Here is a 26,185-nt window from a genome sequence, read left to right as displayed (position 1 = left end):
ATGCCTCTCATCGAAGTATCCATCGCCCGGGGCCGGACCCCGGAACAGCTCCGCTCGCTCATCGCGGAGCTGCACCGCGCCGCTGAAACCTCTGTGGGTGCCGTGCCCGAGAACACCACCGTCATAATCCGCGAGATCGAGCACGAACACTGGTCCCGCGGCAACCAGACCATAGCCGAACGCAATGCCGCCACCCAGGAAGCTGCACTCAACGAGGCACCGCTGAACGCCGCAGAACAAAGGAGTTACTAATGCGCTTTTCCCTCTTCGTCCACATGGAACGCTGGGACGAAACCGTCTCGCACCAGGAATTGTTCGAGAACCTGACGGAACTCACGCTCATCGCCGAAGCCGGCGGCTTCAGCACGGTGTGGATCGGTGAGCACCATTCCATGGAGTACACCATTTCCCCCAGCCCCATGCCGCAGCTCGCCTATCTGGCAGCACGCACGTCCAAAATACGGCTCGGCGCAGGCACCATCATCGCCCCGTTCTGGAACCCGCTCCGGGTGGCGGGCGAGTGCGCGCTGCTGGACGTCATCAGCAACGGCCGGATGGAAGTGGGACTCGCCCGCGGCGCGTACCAGTTCGAGTTTGACCGGCTCATGGGTGGCATGTCCGCAGTGGACGGGGGCAAGCACCTGCGCGAGCTCGTCCCGGCAGTGCGCAAGCTCTGGGAAGGCGACTACGCCCATGACGGCGAGGTATGGCAGTTCCCGACCTCCACCAGTGTCCCCAAGCCAGTCCAGAAACCCACACCACCCATGTGGATCGCCGCCCGCGACATCTCCTCGCACGAGTTCGCCGTGGCCAACGGCTGCAACGTCATGGTCACTCCGCTGATGAAGGGCGACGAGGAGGTCGAGGACCTGGCACGCAAGTTCGACACCGCCGTCGAGAACAATCCCGGCGTAACCCGACCGGACCTCATGGTTCTCCGCCATACGCACGTCCACCCGGAAGACGAGCCCGAGGGATGGCGCCGCCCGGCGGAGGGCATCCAGAAGTTCTATCGAACCTTCGATGCCTGGTTCGGCAACAAGACCACTCCCAAGAACGGTTTCCTTGAGCCGAGCCCTGAGGAGAAGTTCGCTGAGCGCCCGGAGTTCACGCCGGAATCCCTCCACCAGACGGCCATGATCGGGACGCCGCGTGAGGTCATTGAGCGTCTCCGCCGGTACGAGGCACTCGGCGTCACCGAGTTCAGCGTCTGGTCCGACAACAGCCTCACCCATGAGGAGAAGAAGCGGTCACTCGAGCTCTTCATCGAGCATGTTGTACCCGCATTCCAGGAACAGCCCGCTACAGCCGCCCGCTAGTGCCACACAGAGGGCAAAGATCCCCATGTGGGAAGAGAACGACGGCGGGATGTCCCGCCGTCGTTTTCGTCGAGGTGCCATCCCCAGCGGAACAACCAGCACAAAGTGAGTTAAGCAGTTGTCCAACCAAGCAATGCCGACATGGGCGATCCAGCGGATTAATGCGGTTCTTGCCGCGGAGTACGATTTAGGCCGGCGGCCAACGGAGGCGGTTCTTGCCCAGCGGACGGGGTTGAGTAAACGCCTTGTCCGGAGATGCCTGCTCCATGCAGCGACCGCTTTGAACGGCAGCAAAGTCCTGACGCCCGCCAACAGCACCGTTCCCACCTAGTAGCACTGGAGTACCGAAGGCATCTTTCTGTCCGAGAACCAGCCCAGTTTCTCCTCCGCAGCCAGCCCTCTTCCCAGACTCCGGACGTAAACTGACCTTCGCACCACCTCTTGCGGACACTGTGTCAGGAGCCGCCCATGCTCTGGAAGCTGCTTGTTGAATACCTGCGGCCGCACCGCACGCTGCTGCTCGCCGTCGTGATTTTCCAGCTGGCGCAGTCCATCGCGTCCCTGTACCTGCCCACGCTCAACGCGGACATCATCGACGAGGGCGTGGCCAAGGCGGACATCGGCTACATCCTGAGCCTGGGCGGCGTGATGCTGGGAATCACCCTGCTGCAGATCGTCTGCGCCGTGATCGCGGTGTACTTCGCGGCGAAGGCGGCCATGGGCGTGGGCCGGGACCTGCGCGGCGCGATCTTCAAACGCGTGGGGGAGTTCTCCGAGCAGGAAGTCACCAGGTTCGGCGCACCAAGCCTCATCACCAGGTCCACCAACGACGTCCAGCAGGTCCAGCAGCTGGTGCTCATGTCCGCCACCATGCTGGTCACCGCGCCCATGCTGAGCATCGGCGGCGTGATCATGGCCGTCCGGCAGGACGTGCAGCTGTCCTGGCTGATCGCCGTCGCCGTCCCGGTGCTGCTCATCGCCGTCGGCCTCATCACCGCCCGGATGGTGCCCCTGTTCCGGAAGATGCAGAAGCGGATCGACACCGTGAACCGCGTCCTCCGCGAGCAGCTCACCGGCATCCGCGTGGTCCGCGCGTTCGTCCGCGAGGAGATCGAGACGGACCGCTTCGCCCGCGCCAACGAGGACGTCACGGACACCGCCCTGCGCGCCGGCCGGCTGATGGCGCTCGCGTTCCCGGTGGTGATGCTGGTGCTGAACGTCTCCAGCGTGGCCGTGATCTGGTTCGGCTCGTTCCGGATCCAGGACGGCTCCATGCAGGTGGGCACGCTTATCGCCTTCCTGAGCTACCTGCTGCAGATCCTGATGTCCGTCATGATGGCCACATTCATGGCCGTGATGATCCCGCGGGCGTCGGTTTCGGCGGACCGGATCGGCGAGGTGCTGCGGACCGAGTCCAGCGTGCGTCCCCCTGCCAGGCCGGTGCGGACGACGGCGGGACAGGACGGCCGCCGCCGCGGCGAGTTGGAGATGCGCGACGTCGGGTTCGCCTACCCGGGTGCCGACCAGCCCGTCCTCACCGGGATCAGTTTCACCGCCAAAGCGGGGCAGACGACGGCGATCATCGGCAGCACAGGATCCGGCAAAACCACCTTGGTGAACCTCATGCCCCGGCTGTTCGACGCCACCAGCGGCTCTGTGCGGTTGAACGGCGTGGACGTGCGCGAGCTGCACCCGGACCTGCTCTGGGGGCACATCGGCCTGGTACCGCAGCGGCCCTACCTGTTCAGCGGCACCGTCCGCAGCAACCTGCTCTACGGCAAGCCGGACGCCTCCGAGGACGAGCTCTGGTCCGCCCTGGAGATCGCCCAGGCGCGGGACTTCGTGGAGCGGATGGAGGGCGGCCTGGACGCATCCATCAGCCAGGGCGGCACCAACGTCTCCGGCGGGCAGCGGCAGCGGCTGGCCATCGCCCGGGCCCTGGTGAAGCGGCCCGAGCTGTACATCTTCGATGACTCGTTCTCCTCGCTGGACACCGGTACCGACGCCCGGCTCCGGCAGGCCCTCAGGCGCAGCACCGCCGGTGCCACGCTGGTGGTCATCGCCCAGCGCGTGTCCAGCATCGTGGACGCGGACCAGATTTTAGTGCTCGACGACGGCAGGATCGTGGGGCGTGGAACGCACAGTGAGCTGCTGGAGACGTCCGAGACGTACCGCGAGATCGTGAACTCCCAGCTGGCGGCGGAGGAGACGGTATGAGCCGGCAACCCTCTCCCGCACCCGGCACCAAGGCCGCGCCCGCCTCCGCACCTGGAGGCGCCGCCGTCGTACGCATTCCGCGTCCCATGGGCGGGCCGGGGCGCGGCGGACCGTTCGCGGGGATGAACGTCCCGGCGGAGAAGGCGATGAACTTCTGGCCGTCCGCCAAACGCCTGCTGGGCACGCTGCGGCCGGAGCGGGCCTGGCTGCTGCTGGTGTTTGCGACGGCGGTGGCCGGGGTGGCGCTGTCCGTGATCGGGCCGCGGCTGCTGGGGGAGGGCACCAACCTGATCTTCGCCGGCGTTGTGTCGCGCGAGATGCCTGCGGGGGTGAGCAAGGAGCAGGTGATCGCGCAGCTGCGGGCCGCCGGGGAGGGGCAGCGCGCGGACATGCTCAGCGCGATGGACCTGGTGCCGGGGCAGGGGATCGACTTTGCCGCGCTGGGCAGCGTGCTGACGTGGGCGCTGGTGCTGTATGTGCTGTCGTCCGCGTTCATGTGGGTGCAGGCGTATGTGCTGAACGGGGTGGTGCAGCGGACAGTGTTCGGGCTGCGCGGGGAGATCGAGGCGAAGATCCACCGGCTGCCGCTGCGGTATTTCGACTCAATCCAGCGCGGCGAGCTGCTGAGCCGGGTGACCAACGACGTGGACAACATTTCGCAGAGCCTGCAGCAGACCATCAGCCAGGCGGTCACGTCGGTGCTGACGGTGCTGGGCGTGCTGGTGATGATGGTGATCCTCTCGCCCACGCTGGCGCTGATCGCGCTGGTGACCATTCCTCTGACGCTGGTGATCACGGCGCTGATCGCCAACCGCTCGCAGAAGCTGTTCGTGGCGCAGTGGAAGAACACAGGCGAGTTAAATGGGCAGATCGAGGAGACCTACACCGGGCATGCGCTGGTGAAGGTGTTCGGCCGGCAGCGCGAGGTGGAGGAGCGGTTCCGGCAGAAGAACGCGGAGCTGTATGAGGCGAGCTTCGGGGCGCAGTTCATTTCCGGGCTGATCATGCCGGCCATGACGTTCATCGGGAACCTGGTGTACGTGGGCATCGCGGTGGTGGGCGGGCTGCAGGTGGCGTCCGGGGCCATGCAGCTGGGCGACGTGCAGGCGTTCATCCAGTATTCGCGGCAGTTCACCATGCCGCTGGCGCAGCTGGGGTCCATGGCGAACGTGCTGCAGTCCGGGGTGGCGTCCGCGGAGCGGGTGTTCGAGCTGCTGGATGAGGACGAGGAGTCTGTGGAGCCTGCGCCTTCTGCCGGGCCGGTGTTCGGGCGGGGGCGGTTGGTGTTCGAGGATGTGTCGTTCTCGTATTCGCCGGACAAGCCGCTGATTTCCGGTTTGTCTTTGGTGGCGGAGCCGGGGCAGACGGTGGCGATTGTCGGGCCCACCGGGGCGGGGAAGACCACGCTGGTGAACCTGATGATGCGGTTCTACGAGCTGGATGCGGGGCGGATAACGCTCGACGGCGTGGACGTCACCTCGGTGCCCCGGCGCGAGCTGCGCTCGCGGCTGGGGATGGTGCTGCAGGATACGTGGCTGTTCGGCGGGACCATCCGGGACAACATTGCGTACGGGCGGCCTTCTGCTACCTCGGAGGAGGTCCTTGAGGCGGCGAGGGCGACGTACGTGGACCGGTTCGTGCGGTCGCTGCCGGACGGGTACGACACGCTTCTGGAGGATGAGGGCTCCAACGTGTCCGCTGGGGAGAAGCAGCTGCTGACCATTGCCCGGGCGTTCCTCGCCCGGCCGTCGGTGCTGATCTTGGACGAGGCGACGTCCTCGGTGGACACCCGGACCGAGGTGCTGATGCAGAAGGCGATGAGCGCACTGCGGTCCGACCGGACTTCTTTCGTGATCGCGCACCGGCTGTCCACGATCCGCGACGCCGACCTCATCCTGGTGATGGAGGCCGGCCAGATAGTGGAGCAGGGGACCCACGCTTCACTGCTGGCTGCCGGCGGTGCATACGCGCGGCTGTATGAGGCGCAGTTCGCGGCGCCGGCGGCGGAGGTTTGAGCGGAGGTTGCCGATCCGTGGGCAGCTAGGGGCAGTGCGAGGACGCCGACAAAATTGCTAGTAGGACACGCACAAAGAGGTCCATAAATTGTGAGAGTCGGCAGGACAATAAGAAGATGCAGCGTCACCGGCAGCCTGGAGTTGCTGCATGCTTTGCGCGTTCTAGATTGCTTTAACTGGGGGAATTTTGCTCGACTCTGTTCACATCATGGGGGCTCCTTGCTTCGCCGCTGAAGGCGTAATGGTAGGACCACTCGGCAAGTGCAATTTTTTCTACGGGGCCAATGGTGCCGGTAAAACTACGATAAGTCGTGCCCTTGCCGACGAACGCTCCTTCCCTGGAACAACCCGCACTTGGTCGGATGACGCCAAGAGCCTACGGGTCTACAACAGGGAGTATGTCCGTTCAACCTTTGGGGCTGTGTCCCCAAATCTTCCAGCTGTATTCCTCTTGGGAAGTGACAGCCGGGATGTTCATGCTTCCCTGGAGAGCCTAACCGGGAAAATATCGGCCCTGAGCATCAAGAACCGCCAATGGAAAGCAACTCGGCAAGGCAAAGCTGACGCCATCGAAGCCGCACGTGACGAGCTAAAGTCAACGGCTTGGGCCAAACGTGATGAAGTGCCAGCCGAATTGCATGACATGTTCAAAGGCTACAAGGGGAGCAAGGAGAACTTCCTCGTCAAAGTACTCGAAGTGCAACGCCAGGCGGTGTCCACCGCTGAGACTTTTGACGTGCTAGTGGGTCAAGCCTCGAGTGTTCTTGATGTAACAGCAACAAAGATTACTCCCCTTGAGGGTGTTGAATTACCATCCATACCGTCCTCGGATGGTTTGCAACTTCTTGCTCAACCGGTCATTGGCAGCAAGGATGTCGAGCTGGCTAGTTTGATTGAGTTCCTTGATAACGGTGACTGGGTTCATCACGGCCAGAAATATCTCGACAAATCCGGAGGGCAGTGCCCCTTCTGCCAGCAGGGAGTCCCCGCGAGCCTAGAGCATGAGCTTAATGCCTATTTTGATGCTCGATACACCGATAGACTTCAATATCTACTCAATCTGGACGAGCAATACCAGAAGCTTGCGGATGACGTCCAGAAGCATCTGGAGCAGTTGAAAGGACCTATGCTGCAATGGGTTGACGCTGCTCAGTTTGAGCTTGCTTCCGATCATTTGCTTGCGGCTCTGGAGCGCAATCTGAACATTATCAAAGCAAAAGTTCAACGACCCTCGGACGTTGCGATCCTTGAAAACATTGGTCCATATATTGATACTTTAAATGCACTAATTAGCAATGCAAATAGGCTTATTGCCGACCATAATAATCTCATCGATAACAGGGCGGTAGCAAAGCGCGATTTGATTACCCGATGCTGGTCGTTTTTTGTCCATGATAGGCTCGCGGTTCCCCTTGCGAAATATTCTGAGGCCACGCGACCTCTCATTGCTGCGCATGACGGTGTGCAGAAAAAAATCGCTGAGGCTGAAACCAATCTCAGTATGATGCACGACAGCTTCTCCGCACTGCAGAAGGAAGTGAGTTCAAGTGAACCTGTCATCACCCACGTCAATGATGTTCTGCGTTCCGTAGGTTTCCATAGTTTCAAGTTGAGGAAGTCCTCGGAAGTCGAGGACGGGTACATCCTGGAGCGCGCTGATGGGACTCCGGCCGATGTTGGATCATTGAGTGAGGGTGAACGGACCTTTATCACTTTCCTTTACTACTACCATCAATTACGTGATATGCGGACCGGGGATGCAGGCTCAAAGGTGGTCGCTGTGATTGATGATCCGATTTCAAGTCTTGATAGCGACGTACTTTTCGTTGTGAGTTCCCTCATTAAAAAATTGATGGCAGAAGTTGATGCTGGAACCGGCCCTGTGGCTCAGCTCCTCTTGCTAACCCATAATGCGCATTTCCACAATGAAATCACGTACCGAAAAGAAGGTGCGACGAATCGCTATTTTTCTGTCAAGAAGCGGCGCGGTGGCCCAAGTGAGGTTCTCGCGCACGGTAGCACCAACCCAGTACGAACTGTCTACCGAAGCCTCTGGGACGAAGTGGCGGCAGCAAAATCTAGACCTGAGAGTGCATCTATTGGCCTGCAGAACATCATGCGGCGCATACTTGAAAACTATTTTAGGATTCTGGGTGGCATTGACGACTCTGAGATTGTTGGTCATTTTCAAGACGAGCAACAGGCCATCTGTCGATCCTTGCTTTCCTGGGCTAATGATGGTTCTCATTCTTCAACTTTTGACACAATCGACTTTTCTCCTACGGAGGTTAGTGTCGAAATCTACCTTCAGGTGTTCGAAGAAATATTCACCCGTTCGGGAAATCCTGGTCATTACAAGATGATGATGCCTGCACAAGACCTTGAACTGGTCGCGTAGCTGGGTCCTTTGAAGTATTCGACGGAGGGATGGACCAACGGAAACGAGATTGGTGTATCCGGTCGACGCGGCGCTCGTCGCGCTCAAGCGGCTCTCCGTCGACGCCATGGGCATGAACGTGCCACCGGCCCGGACGGAATGACTGAAGAAGCGTCCCGCCTGGCGGTATCTAGCTTCGAGTCGTAGTTCAACACAGTGCCGGTCATTCTGCATCTGCAGAGAATGGAAGAGGCCTTGTCAGCGCCTGCTCCGGCTGCCCGCTAGAGAACAGCGGGTGAACCCGAAGGCTTGGGCTGGCAACTATGGTTAGTTGGTCGCCTGCTTCGTTTGGCATCAAGCCAATGTTCAGGGATCCTGTAAACTCCTCGATCGAGTGCCTCCCCCACCGAAGCAATACCAAAGCTCTCTCTTCGCTAAGAACTCGTCCTGTCAGTACCCCTCCCCCTTCCATCACGTGCCTGTATGCCAGGTCGTTAAAGAATTGGGGTGCCCAAGCGAAGCCGTGGGCGAAGCCTGAGCAAAGCTGCCATCGTGAGAAGAAATCTGTGCCGCGTTCCTTGTCTACTTGGCGTAATGCATCGGATCTGTTCAAAGGTGCCTTAATGGCGGCGTTCCTCAAGCCGAGGAACGCCGCACTCCCTAAGAGACTGTCGACTTGCGCTTTCGAGTCTTCAGATGATTTGCGCGCATCGGCTTGGACGTTGCCGGGGACGCCAGGGTCGGCAGCCATATGTGTAAAGAACTTTGAGGCATTAAACAGTGAATCATGGGCTACTCTTAGCGCCCGTTCCTGCCTTCCGGCGCGTCCTTTTCCGGTAAGGACCCACATGCCCACGCCCGAAAGTTCCACCGCGCCCCTAACTAACGTCGGGATGCCTGCGGGATGCAGTCTTCCTAGTCCGGCAGCGAGACCAAAGGCGGACGCGAGGTCATCCACTGCTGTATCGAGGAGTGATCGGACGATGGCAGCAACAGACGAGCCTTCCGGCATGCCTGTTTCATCCCGGGCCAGTAGGCTCGTCGCGTCCGGCGGATAGGACGTTCTGTTAGATGTGCGTTTGTGGGTTTTCTCCAGCCACAGGCCTAGGTCGTTCCACTCACGTGAGTACTCATTTTCGTTTGGCATTTTTAGAGTCTGGCAGAATCGAGTTTGCGCAGTGCGGAGGCAGTGTAGGGACAGGAAGTTCGGCGGAAACCTGTGGACCTGCTAGTCAACGGTCTCCGCCCTCTCCACCAGGGCGGAAGGGTGTTCATGGCCCGGAGAAGCGCTAACCGCCGTTTCAGCGGGTGGCTCGAAGACCAGTGCCTGGAAACCGAAAGCACATCGGGCGCGGACTACGGTTCGCTGAACACAACGAGACATTTTGCCGATAACCTCGAACACCAGTATCAGCCAAATCCAGATCCGTGGCCGCCTCGCCGCAGTCGGCAGTGTGGCCACACACCAGCACTGCGGTAACCCTGGGCAAGGGGACAGACAAAGTCCGGAATTCTCGTACCAGGTCGCTGCTGAACTTCACCTAGAGCATTCCCTTGTCCCACAAGCTGACCCGATGCTTGAGGCTGTCGATGGTGTTGAGGAACTGGGAGTAGGTCTCGAACGTCGCGTTGTTGGCGTTGTCCACTAGATGTTTCTTGAAGTTTTGAGCCTCTCGGAACGTCGACAACGTCTCGCTGTCGATCATCTTGTTGCGATGTAAATCGGCCAATGCGTGCACGACGCTATTGGGCCGCTTATAGGGATTCGAAGATCCGCCTGAGCCCATGAACAAGCGTTGGTGCAAGTTTAGGGAAGTGTCTTCAAGGTCAGCCCAGCTGAACTCTATCTGTGCCTTTGCGTTGTTCAGGACGTCGGCTTCATCCGAATCGATCTCGTCAGGTTCAGATTCCTGAGAGGAGGCTGTGGAACCCTCGTCTCCCTTTTTCAGCTTTTCGGGAAGCTTGCCCACCTTCTCAGACAACTCGCCGGCTTCTTCCCTCAGAGAGACCGATACTCCGGCGAAAGCCGCCTCTTTCACGCGGAAGAAGATGCCGTTAATCTGCTGTCGGAACATACGCAAGGCAACCAGGATTACACCCGGCCACGCGAGAACCTTCAGAAATTCCACCACGACCAGAGCGACGTCCCGCGAAACTATTCCGTAATCCATGCCCCATCTTTTACGAGATGCTCCCGGGAAAAGCGGAAGCCGAACTGAGCGTACTAGGACAACCGGGACACTGGAAATCTGGCAATCTACCTTCGGAACCGTTTGGCTCTCGTCTAGCTGCTTTTGCGGCCCTTCGAGATCGTCTGTTGTCGCCGAAGCTTAGAGTTAGGATATGCAGCAGCTCTTCGACTTCGCTTTTGCGAGATTGCATCACGCCACAGTGAAGCGTAAAGAATTTGGTGAGTCTTGGAAAGACTACATTTCGACCCATCCTTGGGAAATCGACGTCCGCAACATCAGCCCGAGGTCGTTCGAAATCCTAGCGGTCACACGGGCGCAAGCACCGGTACAGATGTCACTGGCGTTCAGTGATTGGCTGGCAACAATTCGTGCAGCCCTCGACAACGGCCTATACGCTTGGGTCGCAACCGCCACCGACCAGAACCCACCTCCCCTGGCCGAGCGTATCCAGTATCCAATTTGTTCAACACCCAAGGAATTTGCCAGCCAGCGGAAGCGCTTGTCCGGCGTTCCCCTTGACATTCTCGACAAACTTGAAATGGCTCAGCCCTATCAGGTGGACTCGGGTCCCGAAAGCACCTTGGTCTATTGGGTCCATGAGCTAGCCCGCGTCGACCGACACCGGAGCCTGCACATAGGACTTGGTAGGGTCAGTGCGCATCGCATCCGCCTGCTACTACCTGAAGATGTGACGGCAACTTTTGACGAGTCGGTAAAGCCGTTTCAGCACATTGACGGTGAGCTTTTGATCGGCCGTTTCACCACGAGCAAGGCAATTTCCCGCTTTGACATGAAGGTGGACCTGAGGGGTGTAGGGATCGACCCGGAAATCCAAGCATGGGCTGGTTTCAGGTTGGATGGACAACGGACATCCCTTGTTGACAGGATGAGGTACACAGAGCTTTTCACTCTGAACACAGTCGAAAATATGGCTTACTTCAGTGGTGTCGAGCCACCAGACGGCTTTCTTACCTTCGATCCGCCTGAAGAAGGCTGAATCCCTTCGATGCGTGTGAAAGGCAGCCGCCCAACTCGCGGCGTTCGAAGGTCGCGAGAGCAGCCCTCCGGCGCTTTTCGGCTCCAGTTGCAGTTATCGGTCTTCCTCCAGCACCGGCCCCGGGAGACAGGCTCTGATCGATGGGGCCCTTGGCGGAACGTCCGCACCCGCCGTAGTACACGGACACACAGCGCAACGTTTCAGCCTCCGCACGTAACCTGTTTAGATGCCTCGTTTTGCGCTTGATATTGAGTCCGTGCCCCGCCCTGCCCGTTCGCAGGAGCTCCTGGACGCCGTGAACCACCGGGTCGTCATTGCCGACGGCGCCATGGGCACCATGCTGCAGGGCCGCGACCTGTCGCTCGAAACGGACTTCCAGAACCTCGAAGGCTGTAACGAGATCCTCAATGACACCCGCCCGGACGTCATCGGGGACATTCACGACGCCTACTTCGCCACGGGCATCGACGCCGTCGAGACCAACACTTTCGGCGCCAACTGGTCCAACCTCTCCGACTACGGCATCGATGACCGCATCGCCGAGCTCGCCCTGAAGGGCGCGAAGATCGCTCGCGAACGCGCTGAAGCGGCAGAAGAAACAGACGGCCGGATGCGCTGGGTCCTCGGCTCCATGGGGCCCGGCACCAAGCTCCCCAGCCTTGGCCACACCAGCTACGACTACCTCAAGCAGACCTTCGCGCTGCAGGCCGAAGGCCTCATCGACGGGGGAGCGGACGCCTTCCTCATCGAAACCAGCCAGGACCTCCTGCAGACCAAAGCCGCGGTCAACGGCTGCAAGCAGGCCATCGTCTCCCGCGGCATCCGCCTCCCCATCTTCGTGGAGGTGACGGTCGAAACCACCGGAACCATGCTCATGGGCTCCGAAATCGGCGCTGCGCTCACCGCACTCGAACCCCTCGGCGTCGACGCCATCGGCCTGAACTGCGCCACCGGCCCGGACGAGATGAGCGAGCACCTGCGCCACCTCTCCAAACAGTCCTCCGTGGCCATCGCCTGCATGCCCAACGCCGGCCTGCCCATCCTCGGCGCCAACGGCGCGCACTACCCGCTCACCCCCACCGAACTCGCCACTGCCCACGAGCAGTTCGTGCGCGAATTCGGCCTGGGCCTGGTGGGCGGCTGCTGCGGTACGACGCCGGAACACATGGCCGCCGTCGTCGAACGCCTTGCGCCCTTCCGCACCCAGGAGACGAAAGCCAGCAGCGGCCCCGCCCGCGTCCCCACCGAACGCGAAGCCGGCGTCGCCTCCCTCTACCAGCACGTGAACTTCGACCAGGACGCCTCCTACCTCGCCATCGGTGAGCGCACCAACGCCAACGGTTCCAAGGCGTTCCGCCAGGCCATGCTCGAAGAGCGCTGGGACGACTGCGTGGACATCGCCCGCGAGCAGATCCGCGTCGGCGCCCACCTCCTCGACGTCTGCATCGACTACGTAGGGCGCGACGGCGTCGCCGACATCAAGGAGGTCGTCTCGCGTTTCGCGTCGGCCTCCACCCTCCCGCTCGTCATCGACTCCACCGAACCGCCCGTCCTGAAGGCCGGCCTGGAACTCATCGGCGGCCGCCCGGTGGTCAACTCCGTCAACTACGAGGACGGCGACGGCCCGGACAGCCGCTTCGCGCGCATCATGCCCCTCGTGAAGGAACACGGCACCGCCGTGATCGCCCTGACCATCGACGAACAGGGCCAGGCCCGCACCACCGAAGGCAAGGTGGCCATCGCCTCCCGCCTCGTCGACGCCCTGGTGGGCGAATGGGGGATGCGCGTCGAGGACATCATCGTCGACGCCCTGACCTTCCCCGTCGCCACCGGCCAGGAGGAAACCCGCCGGGACGGCATCGAAACCATCGAGGCCATCCGCCAGATCACCGCGAAGTACCCCGGCATCAACACCACGCTCGGTGTCTCCAACGTGTCCTTCGGCCTGAACCCGGCCGCGCGCATCGTCCTGAACTCCGTGTTCCTGCACGAGGCCGTGCAGGCGGGCCTCACCAGCGGCATCATCGACGCCGCCAAGATCGTCCCGCTCGCCTCCCTGCCGGAAGAGCAGCGCAAGGTGGCCCTGGACCTCGTCTATGACCGCCGCGAATACGACGCCGACGGCAACACCACCTACGATCCGCTCGCCATCATGCTGGACATGTTCGCCGGCGTCGACACCGCAGCGCTGAAGGACCAGCGCGCCGCCGAACTCGCCGCGCTGCCCACCGGCGCGCGCCTGGAACGCCGCATCATCGACGGCGAAGGCAAGGGCCTCGAAGAGGACCTGGACCTGGCCCGCAGCGAGGGCATGACACCGCTCGGCATCATCAACGACCACCTGCTCGAGGGCATGAAGGTGGTGGGCGAGCGCTTCGGCGCCGGCGAGATGCAGCTGCCGTTCGTGCTGCAGTCCGCCGAGGTAATGAAGAATGCGGTGGCCCTGCTCGAGCCGCACATGGAGAAGTCGGATTCGTCCGGCAAGGGCACCATGGTGATCGCCACCGTCCGCGGCGACGTGCACGACATCGGCAAGAACCTCGTGGACATCATCCTCACCAACAACGGCTACAAAGTGGTCAACATCGGCATCAAGCAGGGCATCGCCGAGATCATGGCCGCCGCGGAGGAGCACAACGCGGACGTCATCGGCATGTCAGGCCTGCTGGTGAAGTCCACCGTGGTGATGAAGGAAAACCTCGCCGAGCTGCAGTCCCGCGGCCTGGCCAAGAAGTGGCCGGTGATCCTCGGCGGCGCAGCCCTGACCCGCGCCTACGTGGAGCAGGACCTGGCCGAGCAGTTCGACGGCGTGGTCCGTTACGCCAAGGACGCGTTCGAGGGCCTCGCCCTCATGGAGCCGCTGGTGCGCGTTGCCCGCGGCGAGTCACCGGACGACGTCGGCCTGCCGCCTTTGAAGAAGCGCATCCACAAGGGCGGCGCGAAGTTCACGGTGACCGAGCCGGAGGCGATGCCCGGCCGGTCCGACGTCGCCACCGACAATCCTGTGCCCGCGCCGCCGTTCTGGGGCACGCGCATCGTGCGCGGCGTCTCGCTCCACGAGTACGCCGCCTTCCTCGACGAGCGCGCCACCTTCATGGGGCAGTGGGGGCTCAAGCCCGGCCGCGGTGAGGACGGCGCATCTTACGAGGAACTGGTGGAACGCGAGGGCCGGCCGCGCCTGCGCTACTGGCTGGACCGTATCCTGGGCGAGGGCATGCTGGACGCGTCCGTCGCCTACGGCTACTTCCCGGTGGTTTCCGAGGGGGAGCAGGTGGTGGTGCTGCACCACGGCGAGGATCACGACGGCGTCCTCGGCGTCCCCGGTCTGCTCGCCCCGGACGGTGGTTCAGGGGGTCCGATCGGCACCGACCGCCTGCGCTTCGACTTCCCGCGCCAGCGCCGCGACCGGCACCTGTGCCTGGCCGACTTTGTGAAGTCGCGCGAATCCGGCCAGATCGACGTGCTGCCGGTGCAGCTGGTCACCGCCGGCTCGAAGATCGAGGAGTTCACCTCCAAGATGTTCGCGGCCAACCAGTACCGCGACTACTACGAGCTCAACGGCCTGGTCATGCAGCTCACCGAGGCGCTGGCCGAGTTCTGGCATGCCCGGATCCGCAAGGAGCTGGGTTTCGCGGCGGAGGAGCCGAAGGACACTGCGGGGTATTTCAAGCTCGACTACCGCGGTGCCCGGTTCTCGCTCGGCTACCCCGCGTGCCCGGACATGGAGGACCGCCGCAAGGTGACGGAGCTGCTGAAGCCCGAGCGCATGGGCGTGATCCTGAGCGACGAGCTGATGCTGCACCCCGAACAGTCCACCGACGCGTTCGTGTTCCACCACCCGGAGGCGAAGTACTTCAAGGTGTGAGCTGGAATCGGGCCAGCTGGGTCTGCCGACGTACCAGGCCGGTTTGAGCCAGAAGGGTGAACTCAGTAGCTAAGGGAGCCGACAGCGGCAATTCACCCGCCGAATCTCTTCGAGCCTCCCCGAGCGTCCCCCTAATACCGGTCCGTAGCGTAGCGGTTCTTTTTGTTGCAGGAGCATACTGGATGCGCCGCTCAAATCGCTGGACGATTGGACCGTCCGAGCGGCCTATTCACCGGGCAGATCCTGGGAAAATCTGCTGGCATCCTGGCGGAGGCGGGATCTCTTCCCACGCTTCGCCTCCCTGAAACAGAACATATTGGTCTCAGAGGGGTAGAAGATCAACGATGAATCGCACCAAGATGGGGCTCCTGTCCATGGCGGCTTCCGCAGCGCTTGCCATGGGACTTGCTCCCGGAACTGCAGCGGCCCACGACGGATCCGGGCACGGGGCATCGGACCACAGCGACGACTGGCGGGACAACGACGATCAGCGCCGGCTGGTCAGGATCCTGAGAGATGCTACCGACCACTACCGTTGGCTGGAAAACGCGGAGAAAGACGGCTACGAGCGGATCACCGACTGCATCGAGAAGCCCGGAGTCGGTGCTATGGGCTTCCACTATGCGAAGCAGAAACTGCTCGATGACAAGACCCAGGCCCGAAAACCTGAGGTTCTCGTATACATGCCAAATAAGTACGGGCGGTACAAGCTGGTAGCCGTTGAGTTTATCTCGACGGCCGTCGACCGGCCTTCGATTGCCGGGGTCGACTTCGAGACCGGGCCGTTCGAACAGTCGTGGGCGCTGCACGCATGGGTTTGGAGGGACAACCCGGACGGCATGTTCGCAGCCTACAACCCGGACCTGAGCTGCCCGAAGAAGTAACGTCCCAGTGATGGTCGGACTGTAGGGACCTCAACACTAATTTGCACCTCGCGACAAGGAGGCGGACGCTCCTGCACCTCGCCTGCAGGAGCGTGTGCTCCCGAATCACCCATAGCCTTCAGGCCAAGAAACTAACCGACTGTCTCATATCCTTGACGGTCCTCAGACCGGAAGACGGCGATGTCGAGTGCAATCAACGCGAAGTTGGCAGCTGCGATTGCACCGACGATTGCGAACAGTATCCCGACGAACGGGGCCGTCACGGCGTTGAAGCCGAGCCAAGCGCCGACGAGGGCACCTGCCCAGGCCACGGCTAACCCGGCCTGCGTGATCTTGGCGGTCCGGGTTCGGCTGGTCCAGCCCAAGAAGATCCCCAGGCCGATCGGGGAGCCCACCGCGAGTACAACGAGCGGCTCGCTGTCGAGTGGCACGCTGAGCCGAGCTACCTGAAGAGACAGTACGGCGAGGAACCACCCGCCGAGGCCAAGCACGATCGGGTGCACCGATCGCATTGCGGCGCTGGCCGTGGGTCCGAAACCACCCTTCTTACGGGTCCTGCGAACTGCCCAGACCAGCGACCCAATAGTGAGCACCGCAATGGCCAGCATCACGCCCAGCACGCTCTTCGCGGTCTGGCCAAGCGTCGTCGAGGGGGTGAAATCTACCTGCTGTGGCTGGTAGAGAGAGTCATCGACCCGGCCGCTGTCGAGGAACGTCGTGATCAATCGGCTGCCGGCCCCCGGCTGGTCGGCCCAGAACGTGGGGGAGTGGCCGAACCCTAGTAGCACAACCTCCTGGCCGTTGGGTAGGGACGGCAGCAGCTCGGTCGTTGCTGCCTGCGGTGGCGTGGCCATGTCGAGTTCGCCGTTGATGATCAGGGTCGGCACCGCGGAAGTGCGCACCTGACGGTACTGGTCCTCCTCGGCTGTGGTGGGCCAAAGGTCGAGCCACCGAGCCTCACCCCAGCTACTCGCACTGGCGGCGTAACCCAGGTTCGAATAGTCCCGGTCTGTGGAGGCGAAGTACTTCCGCGCTGCCACAGTGTCGAGGGTAGCTGCCGCGGCGTACTGGCCCCAGACGAAGAACTTCGGGTACATCGTTTTGCCGAGCAGCGAGATTAACCAGAATCCGCTCGGATCACCTTCGGCAGCCGCTAACCAGCCTTCGAGCGTCGCGTCACGTCCCGGCGGTAACGCCGAATCCGGCTGCGTCATGCCGATGAACGACAGGGCGCGCACGGCGCCGCCCTGGAGCGGCAGCAACCCCCATCGGTCCGGAATGTCAGCCGCGGTCTGCCGGATTGTTTCAGCGAGGTCGGCGGTACGCGCCCGGCAAGGAGCATCCTTGGCGCAGTAGGCCGCGAGCCGGTCGACCAGCTCGTCCGTCATCTGGACGTCGTAGAGCAGGTGACCGGGTGGGTTGACCGCGATCATGACAGAACGGTGAATGCTGGCGGGATAGCGCCAGGCGTAGATCATCGCGGTCCGCGTGCCTGCACTTTGGCTCAACAGATCGATCCGGTCGTAGCCGAGTGCTGCGCGGGCGACTTCCATGTCATCGACTTGCTGCACCAGCCCGTACTGGGTGAGATCGACACCCTCGTCGGTCAGCCGGTCCGCACACCTCCCGAACGCATCCGCGTATGCCCGGAAGAACTCTTCACCAAGGAGGTCTTCGGCGCCGCGGAGCGCTGCCTCCACCTCGGGGCAGTCCAGGCGGACTGAGCCGTCGATACCGCGGTAGCCAACCAGGACGACATCGTGTTCCTCGAGGAGCCGGTTCGCCTGGTCGAACTCCATGTTTGTACTGCCGGGACCGCCTTCGAACCAGAAGATTGGTTCGCCGGGCTGCTCCGAGCGCGCGTGGATGCGGGTCACGGGTAGTGCGATCAGCCGTGAGTGCGGATCGGCATGGTTTTCGGGGACGACCAGGGTGCCGCAGTCGGCGGCCATGGGGCCGCTCTCGGTGTCATAGCTGCAGGGTTCCAGTGTCAGCTCACCAGCTGCTGCCCCGGGTGGGGCAGAAACCGGCACGTTGCGGAAGGCGAGACCGACGTAAGCGAGGGCGGCGGTCACAGCCGCGAGGAGCGTAAGAGCGACGATGCGCGCCAGGGGCATCATCTTCCTCGTCGGAGCACTCATGACGGCTCCTTCGGCTCATCCAGGTACGCGGGGGAGCACCACAGCGTCGAACAACAGGCTCTGGGACCGTCTCCGCGGTTCCCGCGCGCATCGGACTCCAGCGGCCGTTGATGAGAGCGCCTCATCAACACACCTTCACCTGTTCCTGTGGTGCCGTGCATGTTTCCATGCTGCGCATCACAGGCTCCTGGAGCCAAGGACCGAAGGTCATGTAAGTGGCAGCAATACCAAGTGGAGGTCGCGGTCATTTGTGAAGGCGGAGGGGACTGCCTCCGGGTGCGGGAGCGAATCCCCGCACCCGGACAGCGTTACGGCGACGAGCGTGCCGGTGACCGGTGACCGCCGTCAGGAGTCGGTGTTTGGTTGTTAGCCCTTCACTCCGGAGCGTGATACGCCTTCGATAATGAACCGCTGGAGGACGACAAACAGGGCGAGCACGGGCACGCTCGCGACGACGGCGCCGGCCATGAGCAGGTCATACCGCACGGCGTTGGCAGCCTGGAGGGTAGACAGGCCGGCCGGGAGTGTTTGCACCTCGGGGTTGAACAGGACGTATACGGGCCACAGGAAGTCGTTCCAGTTTCCGAGGAAGGCAAGCAGCGCCAGGGTTGCCATGGCGGGCTTGGCCAGCGGAAGAATGATCTTGGTGAACATCTGCCAGCGGTTGGCGCCGTCCAGCCGGGCGGCTTCTTCGAGTTCGTCCGGGAGGGCAGCGAAGAACTGCCGCATGAAGAACACGCCGAAGGCGGATGCCGCTGTTGGCACGATGATCGCGATCAGTGAGTTCAGCCAGCCGAGTTCGCTGACGATGAGGTAGTTCGGAATCACCAGGATCACCGGTGGGACCAGCAACGTGGCGACGATGACCGCAAAAACTATGCCCTTGCCGCGGAAATTCATGCGCGCCAAGGGGTAGGCCGCCAGCGATGCTGTCAGGACTACCAAGAAGGAGTGGGCCAGGGCGGCGACCATACTGTTGATGAACCAGCGAAGCACCGGGGTGTTGGTGCCGGGAGCCAGGATGGCCTCGTAGGCCTGTAGGGAGAAAGGGTTGGGAATCCAGGACGGGGGAATCGCTGTGGCGTCTGCCCGGGTTTTGAACGAGGTCATGATCATGAAGATGATCGGGCTGATGAAGACCAGTGCCACGATGCCGAGGACTACCAGCCGCAGGATGCTGCGGCTGGTGTTGGTGGGGCGTTTGGCGGGAAGGGATTCGTTCTGCAGGGCCTGCGGCTGGGTGAGCTGGGTCATTTGGACACCTTCTTGTCGCGTTTCTCGCGGAACAGCCAGAAAACAATGAGGCTAAGCGCCATCAGGAACAGGGTCAGCACGTAACTCATCGCCGCAGCGCTGCCCATGGAGAAGTTGCGCAGGCCAGTTTCAGCGATCTGATAGATCGCGGTGCGCGTTTCCCGTCCCGGGCCGCCCTGTGTCATGAGGTAGGACTGGCCGAACATGTTCACCGAAGCGATGAGGGTGACGATGGTGACGAAGGACAGCACAGGTCGCAGACCGGGCAAAGTGACGTTGAGAAACTGCTGCCAGCCGTTTGCGCCGTCCACGCGGGCCGCCTCGTACAGCTCTGCGGGAATGTCCTGGAGTGCGGCCAAGTAGATTACGGCGTTGAAGCCGAGCGTCCACCACACCGTCACCCCGACAAGAGCTACCCAGGCAGCGGGGGTGGAGGTGGTCCAGGCGGTATCGTCCGGCAGCCCGAGAAGGCCAAGGTAGTAGTTGACCAACCCAATGTTGTTATCCAGAAGGTACCGCCACAGGACGGCCACCACGGCGACACCGAGCACATAGGGGGCGAAGTAGACGGCGCGGAAGAAATTTCGGCCGGGGAATTTCTTTGCCATCAGCAGCGCCACCGCCAGGGGTATGGTGAGCAGCAGCGGCACGCTGAACAGAGTGAATATTCCTGTTGCCTGCATTGAACCCCAGAAATTCTTTGACTGCGCAGACTCAGGGTCAAACAGTCTGGTGTAGTTCTCGGCCCCGACGAAAGGTTTCAGGGGGAGGGTGTAGTCCCAGTTGTGGAGGCTGATCCACGCGCCGAAAACAATTGGAACCAGCACGAACCCGATAAACAGAAGCAGATACGGGGCCAGGAACAGCCACGGGGTGGCCGCGGCCTGCTTTTTGATGGTCCTGCTGGTGTCGGGGCCCTGCGGCCGGGGTGCCCTCTTCTCTAAGAGGGCACCCGTCGTCTTTGTCGAAGTCATGATTTCCGTCAGTTCCCGAACGAGGCTTGGTTTTCTTCCATCAGCGTGCTCGCCTGCTTGGCCGCGTCCGTAAGGGCCTGCTTGGGCTCCTGCGTGCCAAGGATCGCGTTGCTTACGGCGAGCTCGAGTGTTTCGCTCTGGACGGTGCCGATACCCGGCACCGGGGGAAGGAAACGCATCGACTCGATCTTCTGGGCAATCGCTTCCTGCGGCATTCCCTTCAGTGCACCGGCTGCCCGCACGGATTCGCGTGCCGGGATCATTCCTGACCCTGCCCATTCTGCTGAGTGCTCACTCATCCAGGCGATGAACACCTGTGCCGCAGCCTGTTTGTTCGCATCGGGTGAGGCCTGGCGGGGCAGGAAGAAGTTGTGGGAATTCGCCCACACTGCGTCTTTTTCTCCGATGACCGGGACCGGAACGGCCTTGTAGGGAAGACCGGACGCATCGAGGTCGTTGAGCTGCCAGATGCCGTCCCAGGTGATTGACGTTTCGCCGTTCTTGAACGCGACGTACTGGGAATCAACGGCGACATCCTTTGGGCTGTAGCCGTCCTTGATGACGGAGGTCTGCCATGCGAGGGCCTGCACGCCTTCCTCGGAATCGAAGGTGGCCTTGGCTTCCTCGGCGTTATAGGGGTCCCCGCCGTTTTGCCAGAGCAGCGAAAGGTGCATCAGGTGCGCGGGCCACTTGGCCGGCATCCAGAACGGGTTTTCGAACCCTGCGTTCTTGAGTTTGGCGAGGGCATCCTTGAAGGAAGCTGCGTCCGTGGGCGCCTCTGTGATGCCTGCCTTCGCGAAGTGCTCTGTGTTGTAGTACATGGCGAGCGAGTGCACGTCCAGCGGCACGCCGTAGCGTTTGTCCTTGTAGACGCCCGCTTCCCATACCTCTTTGGTGAAGTCGTCTGCAGTAAGGTCCAGCCCGGATGTCAGCTTGTCCAGCGGAACAATCACGTTGCGGGCGGCGTTGGTGGCGAGCTGATCCAGATGCATGACCCCCACGTCGGGTCCTTCCCCGGCAGTGACGGCCGCTGGAAGGCGCTGGTAGAAGTCAGCCCACTGCATTGTGTTGGAGACGACCTTGATGTTCTCGTGCTCCGCATTGAAGTCTTTAACCATTTGCTCCATGAAGGGGCCGTCTCCGCCGGTAAACCCGTTCCAGTATGAGAGCTCAACGGCTGGACCGGTGTATTCACCGGTGAACTCCTGCTCGGTGGTCTGCTGGCCACCCGAACCGCTGCACGCGGTCAGGGCCATAAGAGCTGCGGCGCCAAGGGCCGTAGCGGTGGAAATGCGACTGCGGAATGACCGCTTTGCATAGGTCATCATTGTCCTCCTAGTGAAACGTGCACCATCTGGCGTGGGCATCGTTGATCGGCATGCCGCATTCCTGTGACGCACGGAACACTGGCCTCCGTAAAACATACAGCGCTGTAAACGGGGTGTCCAGTGTTTTCTATTTCACGCGCCAGCCTCCAGCCTTGGTCGGTCCGGGCAGGACCAGCGGTGCCGTTAGGATGAGGTCGATAGAAGATCAAGGACTGGGTTGGGCACGCCGGCGCTGCGGGACAAATCGCTTGCCGCGGTTGGAGCACCACGATTTGGCTGTTGCTCCGCCAGGGCCTTTGGGGGCCGCGGTTGCTGTCCTACCCGGCGGGCGTCTCTTCGGTGTCGCGGGTAGTCACGAGGAAAATCGCCAGAGACAGGATGACATTATGGGTAGGGTTCGCCTGCAGGACGTCGCCGAGGTGGCCGGCGTCTCAATGAAGACGGTGTCAAACGTCGTTCACAACTATGCCCATGTCAGCCAGCCCATGCGGGAACGGGTGCAGCAGGCGATAGACGAACTGGGTTACCGTCCCAACGCCCTTGGCAGGAGCCTGGCCACGGGAAAAACCGGCATGCTTGCCCTGGCTTTCAGCGACGTCAGCCTCCCCTACTTCTCCGAGCTCGCGCGCATTGTCTCCATGGAAGCGTCACGCCGAGGCTACCGTCTGCTGCTCGAACAGACAGACGGCACCCTTGAGGGGGAGCGGGCGGTCATCGCCATGACTGAGGCCGGACTTGTGGACGGCATTATTTTCCAGCCTTCAACCATGTCGGCGCTGGAAATCGCGCGCCACCGCGCGGATACGCCCTTGGTCCTGCTCGGGGAAGGCTCGGCGCCGTTGAGTGTTGACCGGGTGATGATCGACAATGTCGAGGCTGCAATGGCAGCAACCCGCCACCTCCTGGCGATGGGCCGGCGGCGGATAGGTTTCCTTGGCCACGAACAGGACAAGCTTTCGGCAACCTCCCAACAGCGACTGATGGGGTACCAGGAAGCACTGGAAGTGGCTGGCATGCGCGTGGATACGGCCTTGCTGATTCCCAGCCGCAGCATCAGCTCCCGCGACGCTGCACGCGCCACGGGGGAGGCCCTCGACCGCGGACTGCAACTGGACGCGCTGTTCTGCCGCGACGACCTCGCTGCCATTGGCGCCCTGCGGGCACTGCAGGAACGCGGGCTTGCCGTTCCTGGCGATGTCGCTGTCATCGGTTGGGACAACATCTCCATGTCGGCTTTCACCTACCCAAGCCTCACTACGGTCGCGGCTGACACAAGCGCGCTGGCAAGCGCCGCCCTTGACCTGCTGGAGGAGCGGATAGCCGGCTACGCGGGGGCAGGCCGGCACAAGCTGGTGGATTACTCCCTGGAGCTCAGGGAAAGCGCGCCGCAGCTGCCCTGAGGTTGGCAGCCCGGACTCGCGGGTCTCAATGACAAAGATACATATAACGCAAGCAAAAATAGCTTTCTGTTTACAGCGCTGGAAAAATCGTACACACTTGAGGCATGCATACTGACGCTGCGCCTCGAGCCACAGACCATATCCGCGCGAGCAGGAGCGGAGGAACGTACCCGCGGCCGCAACTGGTCCGGGGGGCCCATCACACCCTTGACGTAGTTAGCGGCTTCGCCTACGACGACGACGACCGTGGACGGTTTGAGCACTGGGAACTGCGCCCGGACGTGTTCACCCAGAGGATCCAGCTGCCCTTCGCGCCGGAATCCGCAGCCTCCGGCATCGGCGACACCGGCTACCACCCGATCGTCTGGTACCGGATCGCTTTGGATGAGTCGGCACTGGATGAGGCCGGCAGGATCTCGCAGGGCGACACTATCCTGCTGCATTTCGGCGCCGTGGATTACGCCGCCGACGTGTGGGTGGACGGCCAGCACGTTGGGTCCCATGAGGGTGGCCAGACAGCTTTCAGCATTGACATCACCACCGCTCTTGGGCGGGACACGGAGGATCACAGCATCGTGGTCCGCGCCCAGGACGACCCCTTGGATGTCACCGTTCCCCGCGGCAAGCAGGACTGGCAGGTGGAGCCCCACTCCATCTGGTACCACCGCACCACCGGCATCTGGCGGACCGTGTGGGTGGAAGCGGTGCCCGCGCTCCACGTCCGCCACCTCTCATGGACGCCCAACGTCCCCGAGGCCTCGGTAAGAGCCGAACTGGAACTAAGCCACAGGCCGCTCGATGGTGCTTCCGTCGACGTCACCCTGTCCTTGGACGGGCATGAGCTGGCCCGGCAGCAAATCTCTGTCCATAGCGACCAGATAGTTCTGGACATCCCTTTGCAGGCCCAGCGGAACGGCCAAAACTATGAGCAAATGCTCTGGTCCCCGGAACACCCGCGCCTCATCGACGCCACCGTCACCGTCACTGATGCCATGGGCACCAGTGACGTCGTGGCATCGTACCTAGGTCTGCGTTCCGTCGCGGCGGCGCACGGAACGTTCCTGCTCAATGACCGGCCCACCTACGTCCGCTCGGTGCTGGAGCAGGGCTACTGGCCGCAGTCCCACTACACCGCACCCACCCTCGAGGCCCTTCGCGAAGAGGTTGAGCTCATCAAGTCCCTGGGATTCAATGCCGCCCGGATCCACCAAAAAGTGGAGGACCCGCGGTTCCTCTACTGGTGCGATCGGCTGGGCCTGATGATCTGGGGTGAAACCGCCGGCGCGTATGAATTCAACCCACTTGCCGTCAGCCGGCTCACCAAGGAGTGGGTGGACATCGTCCGGTCTTCCGCCTCGCACCCAAGCATCATCACCTGGGTGCCGCTGAACGAATCCTGGGGCGTGCAGCACGGAGCGCACTCCGAAGCGCAACGCTCCTATGGCCTGGCACTGGCCAACCTTACCCGCGCACTGGACCCGTCCCGGCCTGTCATCTCCAACGACGGTTGGGAGCACACGGATTCGGAAATCTGGACCTTCCACGACTACGAACACTCCGGCGAAATCCTGCGACAGCGGTACGGCAGCAAGGCAAACATCGATGCCATGATCCGGGGCATCGGTCCAGCCGGACGGCGCATGTCCGTCATCCCGGAGCCTGACACTGACAGGCCCGTCATGTTGACCGAATTCGGAGGCATCTCATATGCGCCCGGTACAGCTTTTGATGACAGTTGGGGCTACTCTGCCGCCGCCAATGCGGTCGATTTCCAGGACCGGCTATCGGCAATTCTCGACGCAGTGAACGCCTCCGCACACCTCTCGGGCTTTTGCTACACCCAGATCACGGACACACGGCAGGAGACAAACGGGCTGTGTGACGAAAACCGGAAGCCGAAACTCCCGGTTGCAGCCCTGGCCCAGATCATCACAGGAAGACCATGCCCGTAATGTCCCGGCTGCCCCTGTCCGGCCGCCAGATCGACCTCGAACACGGCCCGTACATGGCCTCCCTCGCCACCGTAGGCGCATCATTGCGCACCTTGCGCTTCAAGGGCAGGGACCTGGTTCTTCCCTACGCGGCCGATGACGTTCGTCCTGCCTATCGCGGGGCAATTCTCGCCCCCTGGCCGAACCGGGTGACCGACGGCCGGTACTCCTTCAATGGCGTCCGGCACCAGCTCAACATCACCGAACCCCAGCGTGGGCACGCGCTGCACGGCTTGCTCGTCTGGCAGGACTGGTCCATTGATGGCGCCACCGGTTCCTCGGTCACGTTGTCCTGCACCCTTGTGGCGCAGCAGGGATACCCGTTTCCCCTCCACGTGCAGGCCCGCTACACCCTCGATGAAACCGGCCTCACCACCACCGTCAGCGCACTGAACATCGGACCCGGCGCAGCCCCCTACGGGGTGGCTGCACACCCCTACCTCGTCGCAGGCGAAGGGACGGTCAATGACTGGACGCTAGAACTGCCGGCTGAAAAGATGCTGCAGGTAACCGAAGACCGGCTGGTCCCTACAGGACTTGCCGACGTCGGCGGTCCTGGCGCACAGGAGTATGACTTCCGCCAGGCCCGGCCCATCGGTTCCCTGCCAATCGATCACGCCTTCACCGGGCTCACCCGAAATCCAGCCGGTCAGGCGGCCCTGCGGCTCACCCGGGCCGACGGCACCGGAACAGCCATGATCTGGGGCGAGGAATGTCCCTGGGTGCAGATCCACACCGCGGACGCACCCGAGGCCGGGGCACGGCACGGCCTCGCCGTCGAACCCATGACCTGCCCTCCCAACGCCTTCAACTCGACAACAGACCTGCATATCCTCCAGCCTGGCAACACGCATACGGCCCGCTGGACGATACAGGCCATTGACCAAACCGCCCTACCTTCCGGTGGAACGTAACCCAGAGACCAGGACGGCAAACAAACACACTGCACACCTTGCCCGAGTGAAGGCAGGGTGGCGCAATGATCGGTCCCGAAGAGGAGGAAGAGCAGTACATGAAGATTCTGGTCACCGGAGGCACCGGCTACATCGGTTCCCACACTGTTTTGTCCCTGCAGGAAGCCGGCCATGACGTGGTGGTGATCGACAACCTGGTCAACTCCAGTGAAGAGTCCCTCCTGCGGGTTGCCGAACTCAGCGGCAAGACCGCAAAGTTCCATAATGTCGACCTCGTGGACGAGGCCGCCGTCGAGCGTGTCTTCGCCGACAGCCCC

18 protein-coding genes are annotated in these 26,185 nt (G+C 62.2%); 12 read left to right on the top strand and 6 right to left on the bottom strand.

From position 1 onward, the window contains the following. The 5 genes from FHJ30_RS17750 (at nt 1) to FHJ30_RS17730 (ending at nt 7,949) form a co-directional block, all read left to right on the top strand. Complete coding sequence (locus tag FHJ30_RS17750; protein WP_139030577.1) at nt 1-252, top strand: tautomerase family protein; 252 nt, start codon at nt 1-3, stop codon at nt 250-252. Beyond that, on the top strand, nt 252-1,319 hold the full coding sequence (locus FHJ30_RS17745) for an LLM class flavin-dependent oxidoreductase (protein ID WP_139030576.1): 1,068 nt from the start codon (nt 252-254) through the stop codon (nt 1,317-1,319). The genes FHJ30_RS17750 and FHJ30_RS17745 overlap by 1 nt, the downstream gene beginning before the upstream one ends. A gap of 468 nt (nt 1,320-1,787) precedes the next feature. Then, nucleotides 1,788-3,536: an ABC transporter ATP-binding protein gene (locus FHJ30_RS17740; RefSeq protein ID WP_139030575.1), complete on the top strand. Its 1,749-nt coding sequence runs from the start codon at nt 1,788-1,790 to the stop codon at nt 3,534-3,536. Further along, nucleotides 3,533-5,551 (top strand): ABC transporter ATP-binding protein, encoded by a 2,019-nt coding sequence (locus FHJ30_RS17735; protein WP_139030574.1) that lies wholly within the window; start codon nt 3,533-3,535, stop codon nt 5,549-5,551. Before FHJ30_RS17740 ends, FHJ30_RS17735 begins: the two co-directional genes overlap by 4 nt. A gap of 208 nt (nt 5,552-5,759) precedes the next feature. Next, complete coding sequence (locus FHJ30_RS17730; protein ID WP_228406176.1) at nt 5,760-7,949, top strand: AAA family ATPase; 2,190 nt, start codon at nt 5,760-5,762, stop codon at nt 7,947-7,949. Nucleotides 7,950-8,151: 202 nt separating this feature from the next. Here FHJ30_RS17730 and FHJ30_RS17725 read toward each other — a convergent pair whose 3' ends face one another. Further along, nucleotides 8,152-9,075 carry a hypothetical protein gene (locus tag FHJ30_RS17725; protein WP_139030572.1) on the bottom strand — a complete coding sequence of 308 codons (924 nt, stop codon included), beginning with the start codon at nt 9,073-9,075 and terminating at the stop codon, nt 8,152-8,154. 394 nt (nt 9,076-9,469) lie between these two features. Continuing rightward, entirely contained in the window at nt 9,470-10,099 is a 630-nt protein-coding gene (locus FHJ30_RS17720) for a hypothetical protein (protein ID WP_139030571.1), read from the bottom strand. A gap of 172 nt (nt 10,100-10,271) precedes the next feature. Here FHJ30_RS17720 and FHJ30_RS17715 point away from each other — a divergent pair, with 172 nt between their 5' ends. From FHJ30_RS17715 to FHJ30_RS17705, 3 genes are all read left to right on the top strand, one after another. Then, nucleotides 10,272-11,117, top strand: coding sequence for a hypothetical protein (locus FHJ30_RS17715; protein ID WP_139030570.1), 846 nt, complete (start codon nt 10,272-10,274; stop codon nt 11,115-11,117). 226 nt (nt 11,118-11,343) lie between these two features. Beyond that, the gene (metH, locus tag FHJ30_RS17710) at nt 11,344-14,982 is read left to right on the top strand and encodes a methionine synthase (protein ID WP_139030569.1); all 3,639 of its coding nucleotides are present in this window, start codon (nt 11,344-11,346) and stop codon (nt 14,980-14,982) included. A gap of 344 nt (nt 14,983-15,326) precedes the next feature. Then, on the top strand, nt 15,327-15,866 hold the full coding sequence (locus FHJ30_RS17705) for a hypothetical protein (protein ID WP_139030568.1): 540 nt from the start codon (nt 15,327-15,329) through the stop codon (nt 15,864-15,866). Between the two features lie 131 nt (nt 15,867-15,997). On the opposite strand, the gene FHJ30_RS17700 is transcribed toward FHJ30_RS17705, so the two are convergent. From FHJ30_RS17700 to FHJ30_RS17685, 4 genes are all read right to left on the bottom strand, one after another. After that, complete coding sequence (locus FHJ30_RS17700; RefSeq protein WP_139030567.1) at nt 15,998-18,007, bottom strand: alpha/beta hydrolase; 2,010 nt, start codon at nt 18,005-18,007, stop codon at nt 15,998-16,000. A 366-nt stretch (nt 18,008-18,373) separates the two neighbouring features. Beyond that, the gene (locus FHJ30_RS17695) at nt 18,374-19,261 is read right to left on the bottom strand and encodes a carbohydrate ABC transporter permease (RefSeq protein ID WP_139030566.1); all 888 of its coding nucleotides are present in this window, start codon (nt 19,259-19,261) and stop codon (nt 18,374-18,376) included. Then, nucleotides 19,258-20,235 (bottom strand): carbohydrate ABC transporter permease, encoded by a 978-nt coding sequence (locus FHJ30_RS17690; protein WP_139030565.1) that lies wholly within the window; start codon nt 20,233-20,235, stop codon nt 19,258-19,260. Before FHJ30_RS17690 ends, FHJ30_RS17695 begins: the two co-directional genes overlap by 4 nt. Before the next feature lie 8 nt (nt 20,236-20,243). Next, nucleotides 20,244-21,563, bottom strand: coding sequence for an ABC transporter substrate-binding protein (locus FHJ30_RS17685; RefSeq protein ID WP_171059120.1), 1,320 nt, complete (start codon nt 21,561-21,563; stop codon nt 20,244-20,246). Between the two features lie 386 nt (nt 21,564-21,949). Between FHJ30_RS17685 and FHJ30_RS17680 the strand changes: the two genes are divergently transcribed. From FHJ30_RS17680 to FHJ30_RS17665, 4 genes are all read left to right on the top strand, one after another. Next, the gene (locus FHJ30_RS17680) at nt 21,950-22,963 is read left to right on the top strand and encodes a LacI family DNA-binding transcriptional regulator (protein WP_139030563.1); all 1,014 of its coding nucleotides are present in this window, start codon (nt 21,950-21,952) and stop codon (nt 22,961-22,963) included. Nucleotides 22,964-23,067: 104 nt separating this feature from the next. Beyond that, a complete protein-coding gene (locus FHJ30_RS17675; protein ID WP_139030562.1) occupies nt 23,068-24,915 on the top strand; it encodes a glycoside hydrolase family 2 protein in 1,848 nt (615 codons plus the stop codon). After that, nucleotides 24,906-25,868, top strand: a complete 963-nt coding sequence (locus FHJ30_RS17670; protein WP_306669393.1) for an aldose 1-epimerase family protein — start codon at nt 24,906-24,908, stop codon at nt 25,866-25,868. Before FHJ30_RS17675 ends, FHJ30_RS17670 begins: the two co-directional genes overlap by 10 nt. A gap of 98 nt (nt 25,869-25,966) precedes the next feature. After that, the coding region (locus FHJ30_RS17665) for an SDR family NAD(P)-dependent oxidoreductase (protein ID WP_139030767.1) at nt 25,967-26,185 on the top strand (219 nt) is incomplete at its 3' end.

It is taken from the genome of Arthrobacter sp. BB-1 (assembly GCF_006151685.1).
Lineage (GTDB): Bacteria > Actinomycetota > Actinomycetes > Actinomycetales > Micrococcaceae > Arthrobacter.
This window is presented reverse-complemented; position numbering and strand designations above follow the sequence as displayed.